This window comes from Porphyrobacter sp. MBR-155 (genome assembly GCF_040547625.1).
Taxonomy (GTDB): domain Bacteria; phylum Pseudomonadota; class Alphaproteobacteria; order Sphingomonadales; family Sphingomonadaceae; genus Erythrobacter.
In genome coordinates this window covers 97,820-116,527 of the sequence record NZ_JBEPQB010000004.1, presented here as the reverse complement: position 1 = coordinate 116,527, position 18,708 = coordinate 97,820, and the positions used below count along the sequence as shown (strand labels likewise).

Genomic DNA, 18,708 nt, shown 5'->3' with positions numbered 1-18,708 from the left:
CTTACGACAAATCTGGTCGCACCATAGTTTGGGCGGCGGCAAGTCGTTCGCACATAACGTCTTTGAGCCCCTCCGGCTGCTCGATGATCAGGTCCCCTGCCCAGCCAAACAGGTGGTTGGCCAGCTCGACCAAGCCTCCGGAACTGAAGCGAACCACGAGCTCTTCGCCATCTTCTTCGATCTGTTGTTTGGGATGAAATCGCCAGGCGCGGGCCCGCTCGGTGGCATGGGGCAGAATTCTCAAAACGATGTCGTGGTCAGCCTCTTGCCAGATGCCGAAGCTTCGGGCCATCCAGGCATCGAGATCCCAGTCCTCCGGCGGACAACCCACGACCCCGCTGTCCCGCACGTTGGTCATCCGGTCGAGCCGGAAGGTAAAGGGTGGATCGTCCCGGTCAGGCATCTTTCCGAGAAGGTACGTGATCGGTCCATGGATCAGGCCAAAAGGGATGACCCTCCGCCAAGAAGGCTCATCTGCCCAACCCGGTCGATAGTCGAAATCAACACAATGGCTGGCAAGGATTGCCGACTGGATTGTTGTGAGGTCTTCCGGAGAAACCATTACTGCTGGCCCTGCCGCAACGCGTGATCGTTGCAGCTTGGTCAGGAGCTCCAGATCATTGTCGAGACGGCGCCGCTCGGCGCTGTCGAAGGCAATTTTGGTCTTGGAAAGCAGCTTCTCGAGGGCATCGGTGTTAGCCGTACCTTCTCGCCGCCCTGCTTCGACCACGGATTGAAGCGCAGCCACCTCAGCTGAACTCGGCCGGGCATAGGCTCGGCCAGGGCTATCCTTGATCCTGAAGCGCTTGATGCGGCCATCGACCATTTCCTCAAGGTCGAAGTGGATCAAGATCACATTGCGCATTCGCTCAACCGTGCGGCGGTTCACTCCGAGCAAGGCCGCCATTTCGTCCAGGGTAAGGCCTTCGATGCTCTGGGTGAGCGCGTGCACAAGTTTGAGGGTGCGATCGAGGTTGCTGAGGCGCTGTGACATGAACAAGCACTGCTAACTATTTGTTCGCAGTGAGCAAGCTGGATCGAACAGTTGATGCAATTATATGACCAATTTTGTCGCACATCGGTGGTTTAAGGTCATGGCCGGAACCAAACCAGAGGGAAACCACCGCTATCATGGCACGCCGCTCGCCTTATCAAACCAATCTCGATCTCGACACCAAGGGCGAAGCCGCACACTTCGCGCAGGCTGCAGCAAAAATCCTGCAAAGCCTGACAGCGCATCAATTGAAACGCTCCGGCGAGGATTTGATCGAGCTTATCGAACGGGAAACACCCGTCCCTGGACTGCGCAGGATCGCCAATCGTGAAAGCCCTACGATCGCCGAAACGAAGGTTATCGCTCGCCAGCTGACATCAACGCCCGGTGAAACGACAGAGCTCGATCGGCTCCTGTCCTGGATCAGCGATCTGTTTGGCCTTGAGCCAGCCGACACGGTCATTCTGGGCGTTTTTGCGCGCTGGGGACGATACGAGAGCTGGCGCGAACTGGTGCGGCGCGGACCGTTCTCATGCAGCAACTTGTCCCCGAGGGTGATCGGACGCCTCGCCAGCCTTCCAAGCAATATGGCAGAGCAAAGGCTTGTTCAGGGATCGCCGCTCTTCGCATCGCGGCTCATCAATGATGATCGCGATGGCGAATACAGCCTGAGCTCTCTGCTCAAGCGCCTCATCTGTTTGAACGCCGCAACGCGGGAGGAGATGCTGCGCTGGCTTTTGCCCGAGCCCGAACTTGGTGCGCTGGGCTGGGACGATTTCGAACATCTCAACCCGCTGCGAGACATCGCATTGAAGGTTCTTGCGACCAGACACCCTGTCAGCATTCTTCTGTTCGGCGACCCCGGCACAGGCAAGACCGAATTTGCGCGGACACTCGCTGCTAAGGCGGGCAGCGGAGCAACTTTCGCTGGGCTAGCGGATGACTACGGCAACGAGCCTGACCGGTCGGAGCGACTTGACCATCTTATGGTGCTGCGCGCCATGTGCCGTCACCACCGAGATCGGGTCATCATTGTCGACGAGGCAGACGACGTTCTGAGGATCAGCGAACGCCGGCCGACCTCGAAGCAATGGATTCACCGACTGGTCGAGAACCCCGAAGTGTCTACCATCTGGATCGTCAATGATCGGTCGCAGCTGAGTCCTGCAGTCCTCAGGCGAATGACACTGGCGATTGGGTTCGACAGGCCTCGCTTTGCCGTACGCGAACGAATTGTGAGGCGGTCGGCCGAGAATGTTTCGCTATCGCTAAACTCAGCGGAGTTGCGCGACCTTGCCAGTATCAAGGCGCCCCCTGCGGTGGTCGCAGCCGGGCTCAATGCCGCCAAGTTGACGAGCGGCGGAGCGGAGGTGGCAAAAACTGCGATCCACAGTGTCATGCGCGGCCTCGGTCAGTCATGTAAGCCCGAGATCTGCACGCGGTCGACCTATGATCCGCGATTGTCGAACGCAGAAACGGACCTCAAGCGTTTATCCCAGCAACTGGCCGCTTCACCGGATCGAGCATGGAGCCTGCTGCTTTCTGGACCATCCGGCACAGGCAAATCAGCCTTTGCCAGGCATCTTGCCGAGCTGATGGGGATCGAGATCGAAGAGCGGCGGGCATCAGATCTGATGAGCCCATTTGTGGGCGAGACCGAGCAGAACATTGCCGAGGCCTTTGCCAGCGCAGCAGAGCGCGGTGCCCTGCTCCTGATCGATGAGGCCGAGAGCTTCCTGTACCGGCGTGAGGCGGGACAGCGCAGCTGGGAGGTAAGGCAAGTGAACGAGATGCTGGTCCAGCTCGAGCATTTGCGCGCGCCCTTCGTCGCGACGACGAACCTCGCGGACAACTTCGATGCTGCAACCCAGCGCCGTTTCACCATTCGCACGTCATTCAAGGCGATGACGCAAAGCCAGGTAAAGGCGTTTTTCGAGAAAACCTTCGCACTCAGCTGGCCGCAGCGTTTTCCGCTTCACGAGGGGCAGACTCCCGGTGACTTTGCGGTTGTCGCGCATCGCGCGCGATTGCTGGGTGAGCGCGACCCGGGGGTTCTGGTCAGATGGCTCCTTGAGGAAATCGAAGCACGCGGAGAAACCACCAGGGGACCTGTCGGATTCCAATTGCCGTCCCTCGAGCCAAGTTCGCGCTTCCAAAACCCCGATCAAAAAGCTGCCTGAGTGATAATGGATCGCGTGTTGCGACCCCCTCTCGATTGACACCATCATCCATATGTAGTTGAGAAACCTTGATGTCCTATCTCGCCTGGATTGATTTTGACCCCGAAGAGCGTCGCCGCGCTCAAACACTGATCGACCTGTTCAAACAGCCCGAGGCCCGAGACGAGCTCGGCCTCGGCACGGTTCGTGACGGACTTGCCGATCTCCTCTTTCCGGGGACAAGCACCATCCAGACACGGCTGCGTTACATGCTGTTCATCCCTTGGATCTACCAAGAGGCCCAGAGCCGTAAGGCCACACAGGCGGAGCGCGCAGCGATCGCGCGCGAGCTCGAATTCCAGTTGAGCGAAGCACTGCTCCGTGGCGGCGAGACTGTCGGTGTGATCGGGCGCGACGCCGGGCGAAACCTGAAGCGCCTTGCATCAAGCGTTTATTGGGCAGGCTTGAGCACGCTCGGCATTCGGGGGCTGTCGGGCAGCCAGTCAACATTTCTGTCATATGGTCCCGAGAGCTTGAAAGATCATGATCTCAAACTTTGGGCGTCAAACCTTCCTAAGGCGCCGGCAAACCTCTTGGATGAGGCTTCCTTTACGCTCGAAAAAGGCGAAGCGGACTTCTTGCGAGACCGGCTTGAAAGTCACGCAGCTAACAGCTTGCTGAACGAACTGGCGCGCAAGGGCAAAACCTTCACGGAGGATTGGCCCTGGCAAGTCGGCGTCGACACCATATCAGACTACAATCGCGCAATCCTCCGGCACGCCGAACGATTTTCCGGCGTGATGTACGGAGCCAGCCTTCTTTACAATCTGCTCCTCGCCCTTCGTGCTGCGGATCGGCCGAACGCCAAAACGCACGCCGATGCTGCTGATTTAGCAGCACACTACCGCGCGAGCATTGAAGACTGGAAGTCGGAGCTCGACAATCTGTCGTTGAACGATTGGGATCTCGATGATCTTTTCGCTCTGATCGGCAAGACCAGCCATAACCTCACCAAGCCGTCGCGAGACTTCATCCGAGGATGGGTGACAATTGTGCGGGACAGCGGTGGCACCATCGAAACCGATCAAGCGGCAATAGAGCTGATCAAGCAGCGAGAGCATGGGCTGAAACACAGGAAGGCGAGGCTCCTACACGATGCGCCGCTTGAACGTTGGTCAGGTGCATCAGGTGACGCGCGGCTCGATTTCAGATGGGGTATCGCCAGCCGCTACCTCGGGGAGCTTGCTGATGCCGGTTGACCCTGCCTTCGACCCTGAAAATCGCGAACTCTACACAGCGCTCATGCGTTCGCCAGATGGCTACAGGTTCGATCACGCCGTAGCCACCACCTATTCCCTCGATTTCGAGACTGCCCTCGCGATCCCAATCGCAATCGTGTTTCGCGACGCCGAGAATCGTGACGAAATGCTGCGGAGCCCCTTGGCTCTGCTGCAGAGCGTAGAACGGATGGCGAGCCGGATGGCGATCTACTGCGATCGTGGCCGCATCAAGGAAGCGCGTCCGAGTGCGGCCCGCCTGATGGCCCTCTATGAGAAAACGATCACCGAGGTTTCGGCCCCGGGAGGCGGCGCATTTCACCCCAAATTGTGGTGCATTCGCTTCCAGCCAGATCGTAAGGGCATGCCGGTTCGCATGCGGCTGGCGATCCTTTCTCGCAACCTGACCAATGATCGATGCTGGGACTTGGCGCTCTGTCTCGACGGCACGGTCGCTGACGAGGTTTGCGAAGACAACGAGCCAGTCGTTGCGCTTCTACGCGCTCTTCCAAGCATGGCAAATGCAGCCAATCGGCCGACACCGCCAAAATTCTTGCCTTCTCTGCTGCGCGATCTGTCCCGCTGCTGGTGGGAAGATCTTCCAGCCGGCGCAACGAAGGTTCGCTTTGCCGTTAATGGCGTTGAAGCGGGAGCTTGGGCGCCTCAAAAGGGCGAGCGCATTGCAATTCTGTCGCCGTTTGTAAGCGGCAAAGCGCTTCAGCAATTGGCATCGGGCTACGATGATCCTGCGGCTTGCCAACTCATTGCTCGCGCGGAGGAACTTGACTGCATCAAGCCCGACATTCGCAAACGATTTGAGCTACATACTCTCGAAGACCGCGCGACCGAGTACGAGGAAGAAGACCGGGAAGAGGTCTTTTCAGCCGATCTCGAAGGTCTTCATGCCAAAGCCTATGTGGTCGAGCGCGGATCACGCCTGCACATTCATCTTGGTTCTGCCAATGCAACGACCGCTGCACTCGTCCCAACCCACCAAGGCCGGACGCAGAATGTCGAGATAATGGCGACGCTTGATGGCCCGAAATCGCGGATGGGAACCATCGAGGATGCGGTTTTTTCCGAGGGATTTCGGCGCCTTCTCGCCCCTTACACGCCCTCTGAGCCGCCTGAGCAGGATGCCGCAGCGGCAGCCGAGAAGGTACTCGACAAACTCCGGATCAAAATCGCGTCGATCGCTCTTGACCTTCACTGCACGCAGCTGACGGATACCGTCGCGCTCGAGGCGGAGATCGCAGGGAAAGCCCCATCGCTCGAACTGCCCGACGGGGTAAGCTGTTCCATCCGCGCAATCACAGTGGCGAACGAGCGCGGGCATGACGCCGCTGCGCTGTTCTCGAGAGCGCAGCCTCGATTGGCACTCGGTTCGGTGCCTTTGAGCGAGGTCACCCGTTGGTTGGCCATTCGCCTTCGCGACGATGAGACGGGCGTGGAGATCGCCTTCACCCTTGGCGCACGCCTCGTCGGGGTGCCCGATGGGCGCGACGCTGCCGTGCTCAGAGCTCATATTGCGAATGTCGAGAACTTCTTCCGGTATCTCAGCCTGCTCCTCGGTAGTTTGGGTGAAGGTAGCTTCCTCGAAAGCGAGGCTGCCGGCGAGGGGCAATGGCTGCGAAGGCTTGGCCAGGGCGGAGCATCCCTGCTTGAGCCGATGGTTCGCGCGTTGAGCCTTGATAGCGGCGAGCTCCTCGAAATTGATCAGCTCATCAAGCGTCTTGAAGATCCCGCGGGTCCGAGCCTTGTGCCGCCAGAGTTTCTCGCACTTTGGTCAAGCTTTGCGCCGCTCTTAGGCAGCAAAGGAGCGCGGGTATGACCTACCGGGCGGACGATCATCTGGCGCTTTTGAAGCCTTTCCAGCGCGCCACGGTCGATTATGTGTTCCAGCGTCTGTTTACGGATGCCTCTCCCACGCGCCAGTTTCTCGTTGCCGATGAAGTCGGCCTGGGAAAAACCATGGTTGCGCGTGGCGTTATCGCCAAGACGATCGAAGAACTGACCGGGAAGGTTGACCGGATTGATGTCGTCTACATCTGCTCCAACCAGGCGATAGCCGAACAGAATATCAAATCGCTCAATGTCATCGGATCAGCGACGAAGCCGCTGAACACCCGCCTCACGCTTCTGCCGCTTGAAATGGATTTGAAGGGAGGGATCGGGTCCAGGCCCATCAATCTCATCAGTCTAACGCCGGGAACCGCACTCGATCTCAAGTCGTCGTTGGGGACGGCAAAGGAGCGCGCGCTCATCTATGAGATGCTGCGAAAGAGGATTGGCATCCGGCATCGCGGCGTGCAGCGCATTTTTCGCGGCGGAGTGACTCCAGACAATTGGCCCGGCTGGACAGACTGGATGCGCGTCCAGCCGATTTCGAAGGAGATATCCGAGAAATTCAACGCAGCCGTCGGGGATGATTTCATTGAGCGCATTCGCGAAGCAGCGGAACTGGCGCGGAACCAGAAGAAGCCGGACTACCCGTCCGACCAGCGACCGGCCGCGATAATCGGCGAACTTCGCCGGATCCTTGCACGGATTTGCGTCGACGCCCTTACCCCGGATCTCATCATTCTGGACGAGTTCCAACGTTTTGCTGAATTGCTGCATGAGCATGATGAGAACGTTTCGCCCGAAAAGGCAGCGGCTGCGGAGCTTGCTCGGGCACTGTTTTCATACTCGGGCTCCGACGGTTCTGCGGCACGTTTGCTGTTGCTGTCCGCTACGCCTTACCGAATGCTCAGTTTGAGCAGCGACGATCCCGAAGAAGGCGATCACTACAGCGATTTTCTGCGAACCATGCGCTTTCTATTCGGCGACGTAGACGGCGAAGCGCGTGTCCGGGAACTTGAGATTGAGCTCTCCCAATTCCGGCGGGCGCTGCAGGCCATGCCTCAGTCAAGATTGGCCGCACGCATCCAGCGCGACCGCGTCCACCACATCCTCAGCCAGGTTATCGCTCGGACGGAGCGCGTAGACTCCACTTCCGACCGCAACTCGCTGGTCAGAGAGTTGAAGCCGCCGCTGACGGTCGAGACGGATGACCTGCGGGAAGCGAAAGCAGTCGCGCAGGTGGCAGAGCTGGTCGGCGCGCCGGGCGTCATCGAGTATTGGAAATCGTCGCCTTATCTTCTCAACTTCATGCGTGGGTACAAGCTGCGAGAACGGCTGCAGACAGTCAAGTTGCGGCCAGCCAAGGAACTGCGGACGGCGATCAGAGCCGCCGCACCCTTTTTGATCGACAAGGCTCAGGTCGAAAACTTCGAAGAGATCCCGCTTCGTAACGGACGGATGCGCGCCCTCGCCGACACTGCGTTCCAAAACGGCCTTGATCGCGCGCTCTGGGTTCCTCCGTCCCGTCCGTCATTCGGAGATCCCGTTCCGGCGACAAAGACACTGGTCTTCTCGGATTGGTCGATGGTCCCGGATGCGATTGCAGCGCTGCTCTCACATGAAGCAAGCCGACGCATGAACATGTCGCCGGACCTGGTGGGACGCACAAGCCGTCCAATCGGTGTCGAAGAAATGATGCCGATGTTGTGTCCTTCTCCGACCCTTGCGGCTTGGGTTGATCCCTTGCAGCTCGAGCAGCGCTATGGGCGAGCCACCAGTTATACCGATTTGCTTACCCAAGCTCGTCAGGCTCTCAGGGAACGCCTCGATCCGTCCTGTCTTGCTCGACTGGCGGAGCGGTCCGACCGTCTGCTTCCTCTTGCCATCGAGGCCGAGCTCGGCCGCGGCGTAGATTGGGGCCGCGTCGCCGCTATCGATCATGAGGCGCACGAAGAGCATGGCGCTATGGCACGGACGATCGACGTCATCGATGCGGCGCTTTCATCCGACGATCACCAAGGTGATCCGGATTCAAGGGACATTCTCGACAAACTTGCGGAATCTGCGCTTGGCTCGCCTGCCATATGCGCACTTCGGGCCCTCGCTCGCCTTTGCCCAGAACTGAAGATCGACGATCCTGTGCTCATCGGTGCGTCTATCGTGATCGCGCTTGGTTTTCGCAGCCTCTACAATCAGCCGGAAAGCCGGGCTCTGCTCGAGGAAGCTTCGCCGCTCAACTATTGGCGCCAGATCAATGCTCACGCAGCGCAGAATGATCTTGCTGCAGTGCTGGATGAGTATCTGCACCTGGTCCTTGAAGGTGAGCGCGCCGAGCAAGCCGATGCAATCGAACGGGCCCGGACCATCGCCATCAAAGTGGTCGAGGTTGTCGCCCTGCGGCCGGCTCAGATTACGCTCGACCAATGGACTGCCGGCCGCTCTCGCTTGCAGGATGAGACATTCGAGATCCGCGCTCGGTTCGCCATGCGGTTTGCAACCAAAGCCGAAGAAGAAAAGGGCGTGCGCCGAACCACCCTGGTCCAGGCTGCTTTCAAATCACCTTTTCGCCCGTTCGTGCTGGCATCCACGTCGATCGGTCAAGAGGGGCTCGACTTTCACCCATATTGTTCGCGGATCGTCCACTGGAATCTTCCGCGTAATCCGGTTGATATCGAGCAGCGTGAGGGGCGCGTCCATCGCTTCAAGAACCATGCTGTGCGCCGAAACATTGTGGCAGATTTTGGCGCTTGCGCCTCGGCGCTGGTCGGTGTCGAGGCGCCATGGACCGCGATGTTTAGGGAGGCGGAGGATCAGCAGACGGCCGATGGGCATCCTGGGGATATCGTACCCTACTGGATCTATCCTGGCGACGCGAAGATCGAGCGCGTGGTGCTGATGCCACCGTTCAGCCGTGAGATCGAACGCTATGAGAACCTGAAGAAGTCTCTCGCCACCTATCGACTTGCATTTGGCCAACCGCGGCAAGACGAGATGATCGAACTCTTCTCCGGGATGAGCGAGGAGATCATGGGTGAGCTGGCCGAGCTTCAGATTTCGCTGAGACCAGGAACTCGTTTGAGTATCGAACCAAATCAATCCACGACGGGGTAATTGGGCATCGGCCACTCGTGCTGCGGATTGTCCATCATGAGATCGATAAAGATGGGCAGGAGGCAGCCTAGCAGCGAAGCACCATCGCGAACCTGATCGCGATTGACGTCGCTGTTCCAGGTCGACCCACCGTGCACCAGCTGATTGCGCAGAACGTAGAGTCGGTCGAACAGGATCGATAGTATTCGGGCTGTGTCGTGCTCTCTCAGCGCGTTTTTCACAGCAGTCCGGCTACGCTCAAGCCTTTGATCCCAATCAGCGTAGCCTGGGACGCCATTTTTATGCTGCCAAAAGGTATGAAAGACATAGCGATTGTCGAGGAGCAGCCGGATCTCCTGACTGAAACGGTCCCAGACCGCATCATAAACGCGGTGGCGCCCGTCAAACTTCACCAAGGTGGAGAAAAACGCCTGAAACAAGCCTCGCTCGCCCTCGGGTGCTGAGCTGCTTGCCGATGCTTCAACGTCGCCCGCATAGGCCGCATTGAAGCCAATCCACAGCAGGATGAAGCGAACATCATGGTCCGCGTCTTCAATCTCAGCGCGGCGAAGCCACGATAAGGCGCGATGAGCCCGGAGGGCTAAAGGCGTAGGAAAGGCATCGCGGCAAAGCCGTTGCTTTTCCTTCAACGCTTCAGGGTGAAGCGGATCGCCCGCCGGGTATCGATAAACCATGTCTTGGACATAGCTGAAGGAAATCCAACGGCATAGACAATCAGTCAGCGTGGTTTGAAGAGCAAACGATGCTATCGATCCAGGCATTGATCTCGGCTTCCACCCAGACCGAGCATCTGGCGCCCAGCGTGCGGCATTTGGGAAAACGACCCTCGCTCATGCGCTGATAGATCGCCGAACGGCGAAGCCCCACCCGGTCCATAACCTCAGGCAGGCGCAGAAGACGCGGCGGGTGTGTGCTGGCAGGTTCGATTCTAGCAGCGGCGTCGGCGCTAACTTCGGCGGGTTTGGAATTTGCAGTCATTGACGTTCCTGTCGGGTTCTTGGCTCGGTCCCCTCCGAGTTGCCCTGCTTCAGCGGGTCAGGGACATGGCGATGTCGCGATTGGCGAGATCATCAATGTGTTTGGCGAGCAGCTTGGCCACGAGCTGGGAAGTGCCGGTTGCCCAGCGCGGCCTGAGGTCCGCCACCCGGCGACCGAGGGTGCGATCGAGCTGCCCAGGCAAGCTCGTGATGAATTCATCAAGGAATGCGCCCATGTCGCGGTGCATCCATTCGCAGGCCAGCACCTCTTCACCGGCAAGCGTCAACACGATGGCTGCGTGAGGACATGCGCCGCAGACCTCGAAGATCCGCACAGCCCTGTCGATGCTGATGGCACGCTGGCCGCGCATGACCTTGAGGAGGGTTTCACGATGGATGCCTGCCTCACTGGCGATCTGATGCTTCGGCTTGTCGGCCGTTTCGATGGCGTGGGTCAGGACGCGAGCGAGGCTCGCATTCGTATGGTCGGCGGATTGATGCATGGTGACGACTCCTCTGGATGAGCATGTGAGTCGAAGGCTTATCGCGCGCAGCGCATGTAGGAAACAATTTAGAACATATAGCGAACATCTCGTTTCTAGGTGAATCAATCTCAGAGCTTGATTCGGCGTGGAATGCCGACACGCATGATGGGAAAGACCGACAGGTTACCTCAATCAAGTGGCTGTTTAAGGTCGCATTCACCGCCAAAGCCCGTTCCCAATGTCCGTATGCATCCGCCTGCGGGCCATCGGCTTCGTTCGAACTTTCCTACGCCAACTTCCTAGATGCATAGAGAACACACAGCGAACGAAAGAACGCTGTTCCACCCTCCCACACGGAGTTCTTTATGCAGTCCCTCCCCTTCCACAGACGCACTGGCGCGTCCCACCAGCGCACCGCCAAAGCCAACCGGGCGATGACCTTTGCCATCCCCGTGCTCATCGCCAGCCTCGCTGCAGGCGCAGCTTTTGCAGGCGCTGATACAACCTTCGATCCGGCGCTCGCCCAGTTCACGAACTTCCTCGAGGGCTCGGGCGGCAAGATCATCACCGTGCTCAGCCTTGCTGGCGGCCTCATTGGCCTTGCCTCCGGTCGCTTCTCGCTCGGCCAGGTCGCTGTGCCGGTGGGTGTCGGCATCGGCGTCGGCACGGGTGTTCCGATCGTCACCTCGGTCGTGACCGCGATCATCTGACGCATCGGACACGGGAAGGCGGCGTTCTCATGGCAGATCCCTACATCATCCCCCGGCGGCTCGACGATCCAGAGCTTATTGGCTTTTGGACCATCGACGAGTTTGCCGGGATGATTGTCCCCTTCACCTGGGGGATCCTCAGCCAGCATATCTTTATCGGCATTATTGTTGCGTTCGGCGCCTGGTTCGCGCTGCGAAAGGCAAAAGCAGGACGCGCCAGCTCCTGGGTAGCCCATGCCGCCTATTGGTATCTGCCGGCCGGATTGCTGGGTCTGAAATCCACGCCGCCTTCCCACTGCCGCCTGCTTGCCGGTTGAGGGGAGACACTCATGTTTGCCGACATTTCCCATGAGCGCCAGCAGACGCTGCTGCGCCAACGCAATCTGTTTGCACTGACCAGTGCCGGTCTCGGGATCGCGCTTGTCGTTGCCACAAGCCTAGCTGCGACACGTGACCGCGAGGTTGTCCTGCTGCCCACGCTGCCGCGCGAACTCACTGTCAGCAGCGCCGGGGTCGATGCCGACTACCTTGAGCTCGTGACCCGCGATACCGCGCTGGTGCTGCTCAACCGCAGCCCGGAGGGTCTCGACTACTGGATGGGCGAGATTCTGAAGCTCGCCGACCCGGTCAGCCATGGCCAACTCAAAGCCGACCTCGTGAAGATCGTCGCCGAGCAGCGCGGCTCGGACGTCACCCAGGCCTTCATCATCCGCTCGATGACGGTCGATCCCAGAGGCCTCACCTCAGAGGTTACGGGCACGCTCAAGACCTTCGTGGGCGCGCAGGTGATTGCCAGCGATGATCGCCGTTTCCGGTTCACCTGGACCTATCGCGGGCTGAGGCTCTCGCTTGCCGGGTTCGCCCAGCTCCCCACCAAAGAGACATCCAAGGAGGCCCGTTGATGGCTTACGCCCATGCCTTGCGACGCGCGAAGAGGCTCGCCTGTGCCAGCGCTCTCGCCTTTGCTTGCCCTGCTCTTGCCGCTGACCAGTTCAAACAAGCCGCCGATGGGTCGAGCATCGAATGCGCGGTGTCCGCGCGCGAGCTCACCCGTTTTGCGCTGATCGACGATCAGTTTGCGAGCGTCTCGAAGATTTCCAGCGGCACGCCGTACAATGATTTTGCGGTGACCAACGAGCCGCTGCGGGGCGATATCTATGTTTCGGTGCCCGAGACCTTCGCGGCCCGCTCGATCAGCTTTTTTGCCACGACCCGCAAGGGCTTCGTCTACAAGGTTGCCTGCCGGATCGAGCAAATCCCTGCTGTCCAGGTCTTCATCACCAATCCGGCGATTGCCCGGAACATGGCGGCGGATTGGGAGAAAGAGACCCCGCTCACCGCGAGCGCGGTGCGGCTCATTCAAGCGATGGCGGACGACCGGTCGGTCGAGGGCTTCGAGGTACGGCAACTGGCTGCGCCGCCCGCGCGCGTCGGCGACCTCGAGGTTCAGCTGATTGCCGATTACCGGGGCAGCAGCCTTGCCGGCAAAGTCATCCGCATCGCCAACCGCGGCGCGCAAAACGTCACTCTTGCAGAGCGCGACCTTGCGCCCGCTGGCGCCCTAGCGATCGCAATTGTCAGCCCAGTGCTCGCACCGGGCATGAGCACCACCGCCTTTGTTGTCGGTGGCAACGGGGAGCAGGGCCAATGAGCGACGCTCCCACCCCTCCCGTCCCGGCTCAGGCCGAGAAGGCGACAACCTCGCCGGTTGCGGATCTCAATGCCAAGACCGCGCGCCGCCAGAAGCTGCTGCTCGGCACGATTGGCGCGGCCATCCTTGCAAGCGGCAGCTGGTTCATCCTCGGGGGCGATGACGGCGCCAAGGGAAGCGACCCTGATGCACCGCAGACAATCGATACGGCGGGTCTCGTGAACCGAGACCTCTCCCAGCGTGAGTTCGTGGCAACTTATGGCAATCGGCTCGATGCGGTGTCGCGTGAGCAAAAGGCGCTGAAGGACACGAGCGTTCCGCGCTCGGAGATCGAGGCACAGCTCGCCGCGCTCAAGTCAGAAAACCAGGCGATGCGGACCGACGGCCAGGCGGCGATCGACGCAATCTCGGCAGAAAATGCTGAATTGCGCTCGCGGCTTGCGAGCCAGAGCGCTCCGCCCCCACCAAGCGCGCCGCTGCCAGCCTACGGCCCGCAAGCGGGCGGCTATGATGCCCGCGGACGCGCGCCAACTTCGGTTGGAGCAGGAGCGCCGAATATCGCAGAGCCGGTCTTTGCGGCCCCGGGCGAAGTCAAGCTGATGAGCTTTGGCAGCGACAAGGCAGCAGGCGGCGGTGCCCGGTCCATGCGGCCTGAAGTGCCTCCGGTGGTGGTCGAGGACTCTCCCGATTACCTGCCGCCCAACTCCTATGCCTCGGCGCGGGTGATCGTGGGCGTCGATGCCTCTACCGGGGTCAGCAGCCAGACCGATCCACTGCCGGTGGTGCTGCGGATCACCGGGCCAGCGCGCTCGGTCATGCAGAATGGCAAGGTGCTGACGACGCGTATCGAAGGCTGCATCGTCAACGGGGCAGCCCGCGGCGATCTCTCTTCGGAGAAGGTCTATGTGAAGCTGGCCCGCATGACCTGCGATCAGCCTGGTGGCCGGGTCGCGGTAAGCGAGGTCAAGGGCTTCATCAGCTTTGCCGGTAAATCCGGTGTGCGCGGGCGTGTCGTCAGCCGGGAAGGCAATCTGGTCAGCCAGGCTTTGCTGGCTGGCATTGTCGGCGGGTTCGGGCGCGGCTTCTCAGCCAATGCCAATGGCATTTTCGCCGGACAGCTTGGCGCTGGCCAGCAGCGCCCCTCCTTGTCAGCGACTGACATTGTCGCTGGCGGTCTCGGCCAGGGCGCGGGCGAGGCGGCTGACACGGTCAGCCGGTATCTCATCGAACGCGCCGAACAATACCAACCCGTCGTCGAAATGCCGACCGGCATCGCGGTCGAGATCGTCTTTCTCGACGGCGTTTATGTGAGGAATTCGCAATGATCCTTGACGCAAACCACTCCCCAAAGCGCAAGGCGCCGCGCTGGATCCGGCCCGCTGCCGCCTTCGCCTCGCTCATAGCACTTTCAGCTGCAACAGGCTGGGCTGCCGCCAGCTTTGCAAGTACCACCAAGGCTGCGGACACGGACACCGTCAAGAAGGCGCTCGAACTGCGTCTGCCCAAGACGCCGATCACGCAGATCGACTGCAAGGGGATCGGGGGCCTGTGCGAGGTCGCCTCTAAATCGACGCTGTTCTATGTCGACCGGGCAGCCCGCTATCTCGTGATCGGCCGTGTCTACGACATGGAGACGCGTCAGGATCTGACCGCTGCGCGGTTGCTGGAGCTCAATCCTGACCTTTTGACCGCAGGAGCGCCGCGCAGCGCGGAGCCGCAAGATAGAGCGCAGCAGGCCCCGCGCGCAGCGGCAACAAAGGTTTCGCTTGCAGGCCTTCCGGCCAATGGCGCGATCACCTGGGGGCCGCCGAACGGCCTGAAGGCCGTGGTCTTTTCGGACTTCAACTGCGGCTATTGCAAGAAGCTCGAGGAGGAGTTGAAGGCAATCGGCGCGCGGGTCGAGGAACGCCCGATTTCGATCTTCGGGCCGGAAAGCCGCCGCGAGGCCGAGCGGGTGCTTTGTGCGCCGAAGCCCGATCTTGCGCTGAGGCTGGCCTATGCCGGGACTGCGCTCGCCAATCCCAAACCCTGCGACACCAGCGGGCTCGATGCCAACGAAGCCTTTGCGAAAGCGAACGGTTTCATGGGCACGCCGGTGATCGTGCGCCCGTCTGATGGCGCCGTGATTGAGGGCTACCGCCCAGCACATGTGCTCCGCGCTTTCCTCTCTGGGAAGACTGCGCCGACCCCAACCCCGACCAAGAAAGGATGATCGCCATGCGTCGCAATTTTCGACTTCCGCTGTGCGCCAGCCTCGCCGTCCTGTTAAGCGGCTGCGCCACCTTTGGCACCAATGTCGAAGGCTCCTTCCAGTGCCGTGCGCCCGAAGGCACCTGCGCGCCTTCGCACATCATCGATGCCCGTGCTGCGAGCGAAATCAGGCAGACAGAGAACCCGGTGAACGCCGTGCACCCGCACCGCATGGTCGCCCCGGGCGATCAGGCGCGCACGGCCGAGCGCACCTTGAAGATCGTCTTTCCAGCCCGTGTCGATGAGACCGGAACGCTGCACGATGAGGCTGTTGCCTGGACAGTCATCGAAAACCCGCGCTGGGCGGCTGAGCTGCGCAGCAAGCCGGGCAGCGAGGCCGCAACGCCGCTGATGCGGCAGCTGCGCCGTCAGCTGAAGACCGCGCAGGAGCAACGGGTGTCCACCACCAATCCTGATGGCGCACCGGACAGCCAGGACAATCCCTCGCAGCTGTTTACGCCATCGCCCTCCGATGACCTTTTTCCCTTGGCCTCGCCGCTGGCCCTCCCCTCCACGGCGCGCGAGGCTGATGCCGGTGCTGATGCACCGGCGGCCGAGGGGTTCGACATGCCAGTGTCCCCGCATGATCGAGCCCCTCGGCCTTCTGCCTCACACAGCGCACTGACCTATCCCAGCATCGAGGCGATTGAGGCCGCGAAGAGTGACGCAGCCGGTTCCAAGGAGCCAATGTGATGGCGCAGCGGATCAAAACTGTCGTCGATTCCGTGCTCAGCGGCCTGCTGGGTGATGCCGAACATGCCGAGGCGGGGCGTCCAGTCCTGATGCTCGACCTGTTGTCGGACTGGCTGCCTTACCGGGTCTATGATCCGGCAAACCGGCTGTACCTCAACGCGCGCTCCGAAGGCTTTGTGTTGTCGGTCACGCCGCTGATCGGCGCCGACGAGCGCACCGGCGAGATCCTGGGTCAATTCTTCTCAGAGGGTCTGCCGCCCGGCGCGTGCCTGCAGGTGCTGCAATGGGCGAGCCCGCGCATCAGCCGGATTATCGGGCCGTGGTTTGCACCGCGATACCTTCAGGGCGGGGTTTATGAGGCGATTGCGCGCCACCGTGCCAAACGGCTCTATGGTCTCGTTTGGCAATCGGGCTCGGCTGATGCGCCGTTTCATGCACGCCACCACCAGGTGATCGTCTCGGTGAGCGTGCCTGCCGCCAAGCACGTCAGTCATGAGGAATTGAAGCAGACCCGCGATGGGCTCATCGCCATGCTGCGCTCGCTGAACCTCGGGGTGGTCGAAGTCGGCCCTGAGAGTCTTATCGCGCTGATCGATGATCTGACCTCACCTACCACTGCGCCGCAGGAAGATGCGACGGCCTACAATCCTCATGATGCCATCGCGGCGCAGGCGATCCGCCATGATATCGAACTTCTTGTCGAGGAAGATCGCATGCGGCTTGCGACCGAACGGTTCCGCCCGACCGGCAAAAGCCATGGCGGCGTGCCGGAGATCGGCACGATCTATCCTGATGCCTTCGATGTCCGGCATTTCTCGGTGCGCAATACGCCCGCCCGCTGGGCGCCGTGGGAATGCGCGCGGCTGATCGGCGACATGTTCACCGACAAGCTGCGCTTCCCCTGCCCTGCGGCAACGATGCTGTGCCTCGTCTATCCGGACCGCGAAGCCGCCGAAGCAAAGGCCGGGTTCAAGTTTATGCGCACCACCAGCCTGTCAGGTACGCGCAGTGCGCGGTTCTTGCCGCGCATCGGCGAACAGGCGGCCGAGTGGCAGCATGTCCAGGCAGAGCTGCAGGAGGGTCGGCGGCTCGTGCGGGTCTTCTACGGCCTCCTCACCTACTCGCCGCTCGGCCGCGGCGACAGCGACGAGCGCGCCATCAAGTCGATCTACAAGGCGGCAGGCTGGGACCTTGCCGACGAGCGCTTTCTCCAGATTCAAGGCCTGCTTGCCGCTATGCCGATGACCCTTGCTGACGGCCTCGGGGCCGACATGGAGCGCCTGAAGCGCTTCCGCACGCTGCTGTCGACCACGGCCGCCAACATCGCCCCGATGCAGGGCGAGTATCTCGGCAGCGCCCTCCCGCACCTTCTGTTTGTCGGACGGCGCGGCCAGCCCTTCTTCTGGTCCCCCTTCGAGAACGAGGCGGGCAATCACAATGTCGCGATCTGCGGCAAGTCCGGGTCGGGCAAGTCGGTGCTGCTGCAGGAGATGTGCGCGGCGCTGCGCGGTGCAGGCGCGCAGGTGGTCGTGATCGATGACGGCCGGAGCTTCGAGCATTCGGTCAAGCTGCAGGGCGGCCGCTTTGTCGAGTTCACGATGAAGGCGGGGTTCTGCCTCAATCCCTTCTCGATGATCGACGCCGCGCGCGCCGCCGAGGACGAAGACTACCGGCTCGACTGCTTCGGAATGGTGAAGGCCATCATTGGCCAGATGGCACGGCATTCGGCGGCGCTCTCCGATATCGAGCGCGGGCTGATCGACCGGGCGGTCAACACCGTCTGGAACGAGGCCGGCACCGCAGCAACGGTCACAAGCGTCGGCGAAGCGCTCAGCCGTACCGGGCACGACATGGCCGATGACCTTGCGACCTCGCTAGCGCCTTACACGGCAGGCGGGACCTATGGCGCCTTTTTCGAGGGCGAGGCGAGCCTCGCGCTCGACAGCGATTTCACGGTCTTCGAGATGTCTGATCTGGGTGCGCGCGAGGAGCTGCGCGCAGTCGTGCTCTCGGCGATCATGTTCATGACCAGCCAGGCGATGACCCGCACCCCGCGGCAGGTGCGCAAGCTGCTCCTGATCGATGAAGCCTGGTCGATGTTGAAGGGCGGCTCGATGGGTGAGTTCGTCGAGACCTATGCACGCACCTGCCGCAAATATGGCGGGGCGCTGGCAACAGCGACGCAGTCGCTCAACGATTACTACAAGTCTGACGGGGCAACGGCCGCGCTCGAGAACAGCGACTGGATGCTGATCCTGCAGCAGAAGCCCGAGACGATTGCCGACTTCAAGGCCTCCAAGCGTCTCGACATGGATGACCGTACCGAGACGCTGATCCGCAGCCTCAAGCGCTCGGGCAATGACTATTCCGAGGTCTTCATCAAGGGCCCGGAGGTCGAAGCGATCGGACGGCTTGTGCTCGACGCGTACTCATCGACGTTGTTCTCGAGCTCGCCCGACACCTTTGCTACGATCGATGCCGAAGTCGCGCGCGGACACCAGCTGGCCGAAGCGATCGAACGCATCGCCTTTGGCCCATCGTCCTGACCATTCCGATCAC

Annotated in this window: 16 protein-coding genes; 12 read left to right on the top strand and 4 right to left on the bottom strand. The window is 61.0% G+C overall.

Going from position 1 to position 18,708, the window contains the following annotated elements; translation table 11 throughout:
• Nucleotide 1: 1 nt before the first annotated feature.
• Nucleotides 2-994, bottom strand: coding sequence for a helix-turn-helix transcriptional regulator (locus ABIE62_RS05520; protein WP_354324252.1), 993 nt, complete (start codon nucleotides 992-994; stop codon nucleotides 2-4).
• A gap of 137 nt (nucleotides 995-1,131) precedes the next feature.
• Here ABIE62_RS05520 and ABIE62_RS05515 point away from each other — a divergent pair, with 137 nt between their 5' ends.
• The 4 genes from ABIE62_RS05515 to ABIE62_RS05500 all read left to right on the top strand — a co-directional run bounded on the left by ABIE62_RS05515 (nucleotide 1,132) and on the right by ABIE62_RS05500 (nucleotide 9,383).
• Complete coding sequence (locus tag ABIE62_RS05515; protein ID WP_354324250.1) at nucleotides 1,132-3,174, top strand: AAA family ATPase; 2,043 nt, start codon at nucleotides 1,132-1,134, stop codon at nucleotides 3,172-3,174.
• A gap of 71 nt (nucleotides 3,175-3,245) precedes the next feature.
• Complete coding sequence (locus ABIE62_RS05510) at nucleotides 3,246-4,412, top strand: DUF6361 family protein (RefSeq protein WP_354324248.1); 1,167 nt, start codon at nucleotides 3,246-3,248, stop codon at nucleotides 4,410-4,412.
• Nucleotides 4,402-6,261, top strand: coding sequence for a phospholipase D family protein (locus tag ABIE62_RS05505; RefSeq protein ID WP_354324246.1), 1,860 nt, complete (start codon nucleotides 4,402-4,404; stop codon nucleotides 6,259-6,261). Before ABIE62_RS05510 ends, ABIE62_RS05505 begins: the two co-directional genes overlap by 11 nt.
• Nucleotides 6,258-9,383: a C-terminal helicase domain-containing protein gene (locus ABIE62_RS05500; protein WP_354324244.1), complete on the top strand. Its 3,126-nt coding sequence runs from the start codon at nucleotides 6,258-6,260 to the stop codon at nucleotides 9,381-9,383. Before ABIE62_RS05505 ends, ABIE62_RS05500 begins: the two co-directional genes overlap by 4 nt.
• Here ABIE62_RS05500 and ABIE62_RS05495 read toward each other — a convergent pair.
• Genes ABIE62_RS05495 through ABIE62_RS05485 form a run of 3 tightly spaced genes read right to left on the bottom strand, consistent with a single transcriptional unit; the run spans nucleotide 9,365 to nucleotide 10,863 of the window.
• A complete protein-coding gene (locus tag ABIE62_RS05495) occupies nucleotides 9,365-10,057 on the bottom strand; it encodes a hypothetical protein (protein ID WP_354324242.1) in 693 nt (230 codons plus the stop codon). The two genes, ABIE62_RS05500 and ABIE62_RS05495, sit on opposite strands and share 19 nt — an antisense overlap.
• Nucleotides 10,058-10,097: 40 nt before the next feature.
• Nucleotides 10,098-10,361, bottom strand: coding sequence for a helix-turn-helix transcriptional regulator (locus ABIE62_RS05490; RefSeq protein WP_354324240.1), 264 nt, complete (start codon nucleotides 10,359-10,361; stop codon nucleotides 10,098-10,100).
• Between the two features lie 49 nt (nucleotides 10,362-10,410).
• Nucleotides 10,411-10,863, bottom strand: coding sequence for a helix-turn-helix domain-containing protein (locus tag ABIE62_RS05485; RefSeq protein ID WP_354324239.1), 453 nt, complete (start codon nucleotides 10,861-10,863; stop codon nucleotides 10,411-10,413).
• A 416-nt stretch (nucleotides 10,864-11,279) separates the two neighbouring features.
• Between ABIE62_RS05485 and ABIE62_RS05480 the strand changes: the two genes are divergently transcribed.
• The 8 genes from ABIE62_RS05480 to traC are packed head-to-tail and all read left to right on the top strand — an operon-like array spanning nucleotide 11,280 to nucleotide 18,695.
• A complete protein-coding gene (locus tag ABIE62_RS05480) occupies nucleotides 11,280-11,555 on the top strand; it encodes a hypothetical protein (RefSeq protein ID WP_354324513.1) in 276 nt (91 codons plus the stop codon).
• A gap of 29 nt (nucleotides 11,556-11,584) precedes the next feature.
• Entirely contained in the window at nucleotides 11,585-11,872 is a 288-nt protein-coding gene (traL, locus tag ABIE62_RS05475) for a type IV conjugative transfer system protein TraL (RefSeq protein WP_066112198.1), read from the top strand.
• A gap of 12 nt (nucleotides 11,873-11,884) precedes the next feature.
• Nucleotides 11,885-12,457, top strand: a complete 573-nt coding sequence (locus ABIE62_RS05470; protein WP_354324237.1) for a type IV conjugative transfer system protein TraE — start codon at nucleotides 11,885-11,887, stop codon at nucleotides 12,455-12,457.
• Nucleotides 12,457-13,206, top strand: coding sequence for a type-F conjugative transfer system secretin TraK (locus ABIE62_RS05465; protein WP_354324236.1), 750 nt, complete (start codon nucleotides 12,457-12,459; stop codon nucleotides 13,204-13,206). Before ABIE62_RS05470 ends, ABIE62_RS05465 begins: the two co-directional genes overlap by 1 nt.
• Nucleotides 13,203-14,531 (top strand): TraB/TrbI/VirB10 family type IV secretion system protein, encoded by a 1,329-nt coding sequence (locus ABIE62_RS05460; RefSeq protein ID WP_354324235.1) that lies wholly within the window; start codon nucleotides 13,203-13,205, stop codon nucleotides 14,529-14,531. The genes ABIE62_RS05465 and ABIE62_RS05460 overlap by 4 nt, the downstream gene beginning before the upstream one ends.
• Nucleotides 14,528-15,418, top strand: a complete 891-nt coding sequence (locus tag ABIE62_RS05455; RefSeq protein WP_354324233.1) for a DsbC family protein — start codon at nucleotides 14,528-14,530, stop codon at nucleotides 15,416-15,418. The genes ABIE62_RS05460 and ABIE62_RS05455 overlap by 4 nt, the downstream gene beginning before the upstream one ends.
• Before the next feature lie 5 nt (nucleotides 15,419-15,423).
• On the top strand, nucleotides 15,424-16,149 hold the full coding sequence (locus tag ABIE62_RS05450; RefSeq protein ID WP_354324231.1) for a phage virion morphogenesis protein: 726 nt from the start codon (nucleotides 15,424-15,426) through the stop codon (nucleotides 16,147-16,149).
• The gene (gene traC / locus ABIE62_RS05445) at nucleotides 16,149-18,695 is read left to right on the top strand and encodes a type IV secretion system protein TraC (protein WP_354324230.1); all 2,547 of its coding nucleotides are present in this window, start codon (nucleotides 16,149-16,151) and stop codon (nucleotides 18,693-18,695) included. Before ABIE62_RS05450 ends, traC begins: the two co-directional genes overlap by 1 nt.
• Nucleotides 18,696-18,708: the final 13 nt, after the last annotated feature.

Bases quoted from the DNA above. Each gene is read 5' to 3' on its own strand.
- ABIE62_RS05520 (WP_354324252.1), bottom strand. From the start codon at position 994: ATGTCACAGCGCCTCAGCAACCTCGATCGCACCCTCAAACTTGTGCAC.
- ABIE62_RS05515 (WP_354324250.1), top strand. From the start codon at position 1,132: ATGGCACGCCGCTCGCCTTATCAAACCAATCTCGATCTCGACACCAAG.
- ABIE62_RS05510 (WP_354324248.1), top strand. From the start codon at position 3,246: ATGTCCTATCTCGCCTGGATTGATTTTGACCCCGAAGAGCGTCGCCGC.
- ABIE62_RS05505 (WP_354324246.1), top strand. From the start codon at position 4,402: ATGCCGGTTGACCCTGCCTTCGACCCTGAAAATCGCGAACTCTACACA.
- ABIE62_RS05500 (WP_354324244.1), top strand. From the start codon at position 6,258: ATGACCTACCGGGCGGACGATCATCTGGCGCTTTTGAAGCCTTTCCAG.
- ABIE62_RS05495 (WP_354324242.1), bottom strand. From the start codon at position 10,057: ATGGTTTATCGATACCCGGCGGGCGATCCGCTTCACCCTGAAGCGTTG.
- ABIE62_RS05490 (WP_354324240.1), bottom strand. From the start codon at position 10,361: ATGACTGCAAATTCCAAACCCGCCGAAGTTAGCGCCGACGCCGCTGCT.
- ABIE62_RS05485 (WP_354324239.1), bottom strand. From the start codon at position 10,863: ATGCATCAATCCGCCGACCATACGAATGCGAGCCTCGCTCGCGTCCTG.
- ABIE62_RS05480 (WP_354324513.1), top strand. From the start codon at position 11,280: ATGACCTTTGCCATCCCCGTGCTCATCGCCAGCCTCGCTGCAGGCGCA.
- traL (WP_066112198.1), top strand. From the start codon at position 11,585: ATGGCAGATCCCTACATCATCCCCCGGCGGCTCGACGATCCAGAGCTT.
- ABIE62_RS05470 (WP_354324237.1), top strand. From the start codon at position 11,885: ATGTTTGCCGACATTTCCCATGAGCGCCAGCAGACGCTGCTGCGCCAA.
- ABIE62_RS05465 (WP_354324236.1), top strand. From the start codon at position 12,457: ATGGCTTACGCCCATGCCTTGCGACGCGCGAAGAGGCTCGCCTGTGCC.
- ABIE62_RS05460 (WP_354324235.1), top strand. From the start codon at position 13,203: ATGAGCGACGCTCCCACCCCTCCCGTCCCGGCTCAGGCCGAGAAGGCG.
- ABIE62_RS05455 (WP_354324233.1), top strand. From the start codon at position 14,528: ATGATCCTTGACGCAAACCACTCCCCAAAGCGCAAGGCGCCGCGCTGG.
- ABIE62_RS05450 (WP_354324231.1), top strand. From the start codon at position 15,424: ATGCGTCGCAATTTTCGACTTCCGCTGTGCGCCAGCCTCGCCGTCCTG.
- traC (WP_354324230.1), top strand. From the start codon at position 16,149: ATGGCGCAGCGGATCAAAACTGTCGTCGATTCCGTGCTCAGCGGCCTG.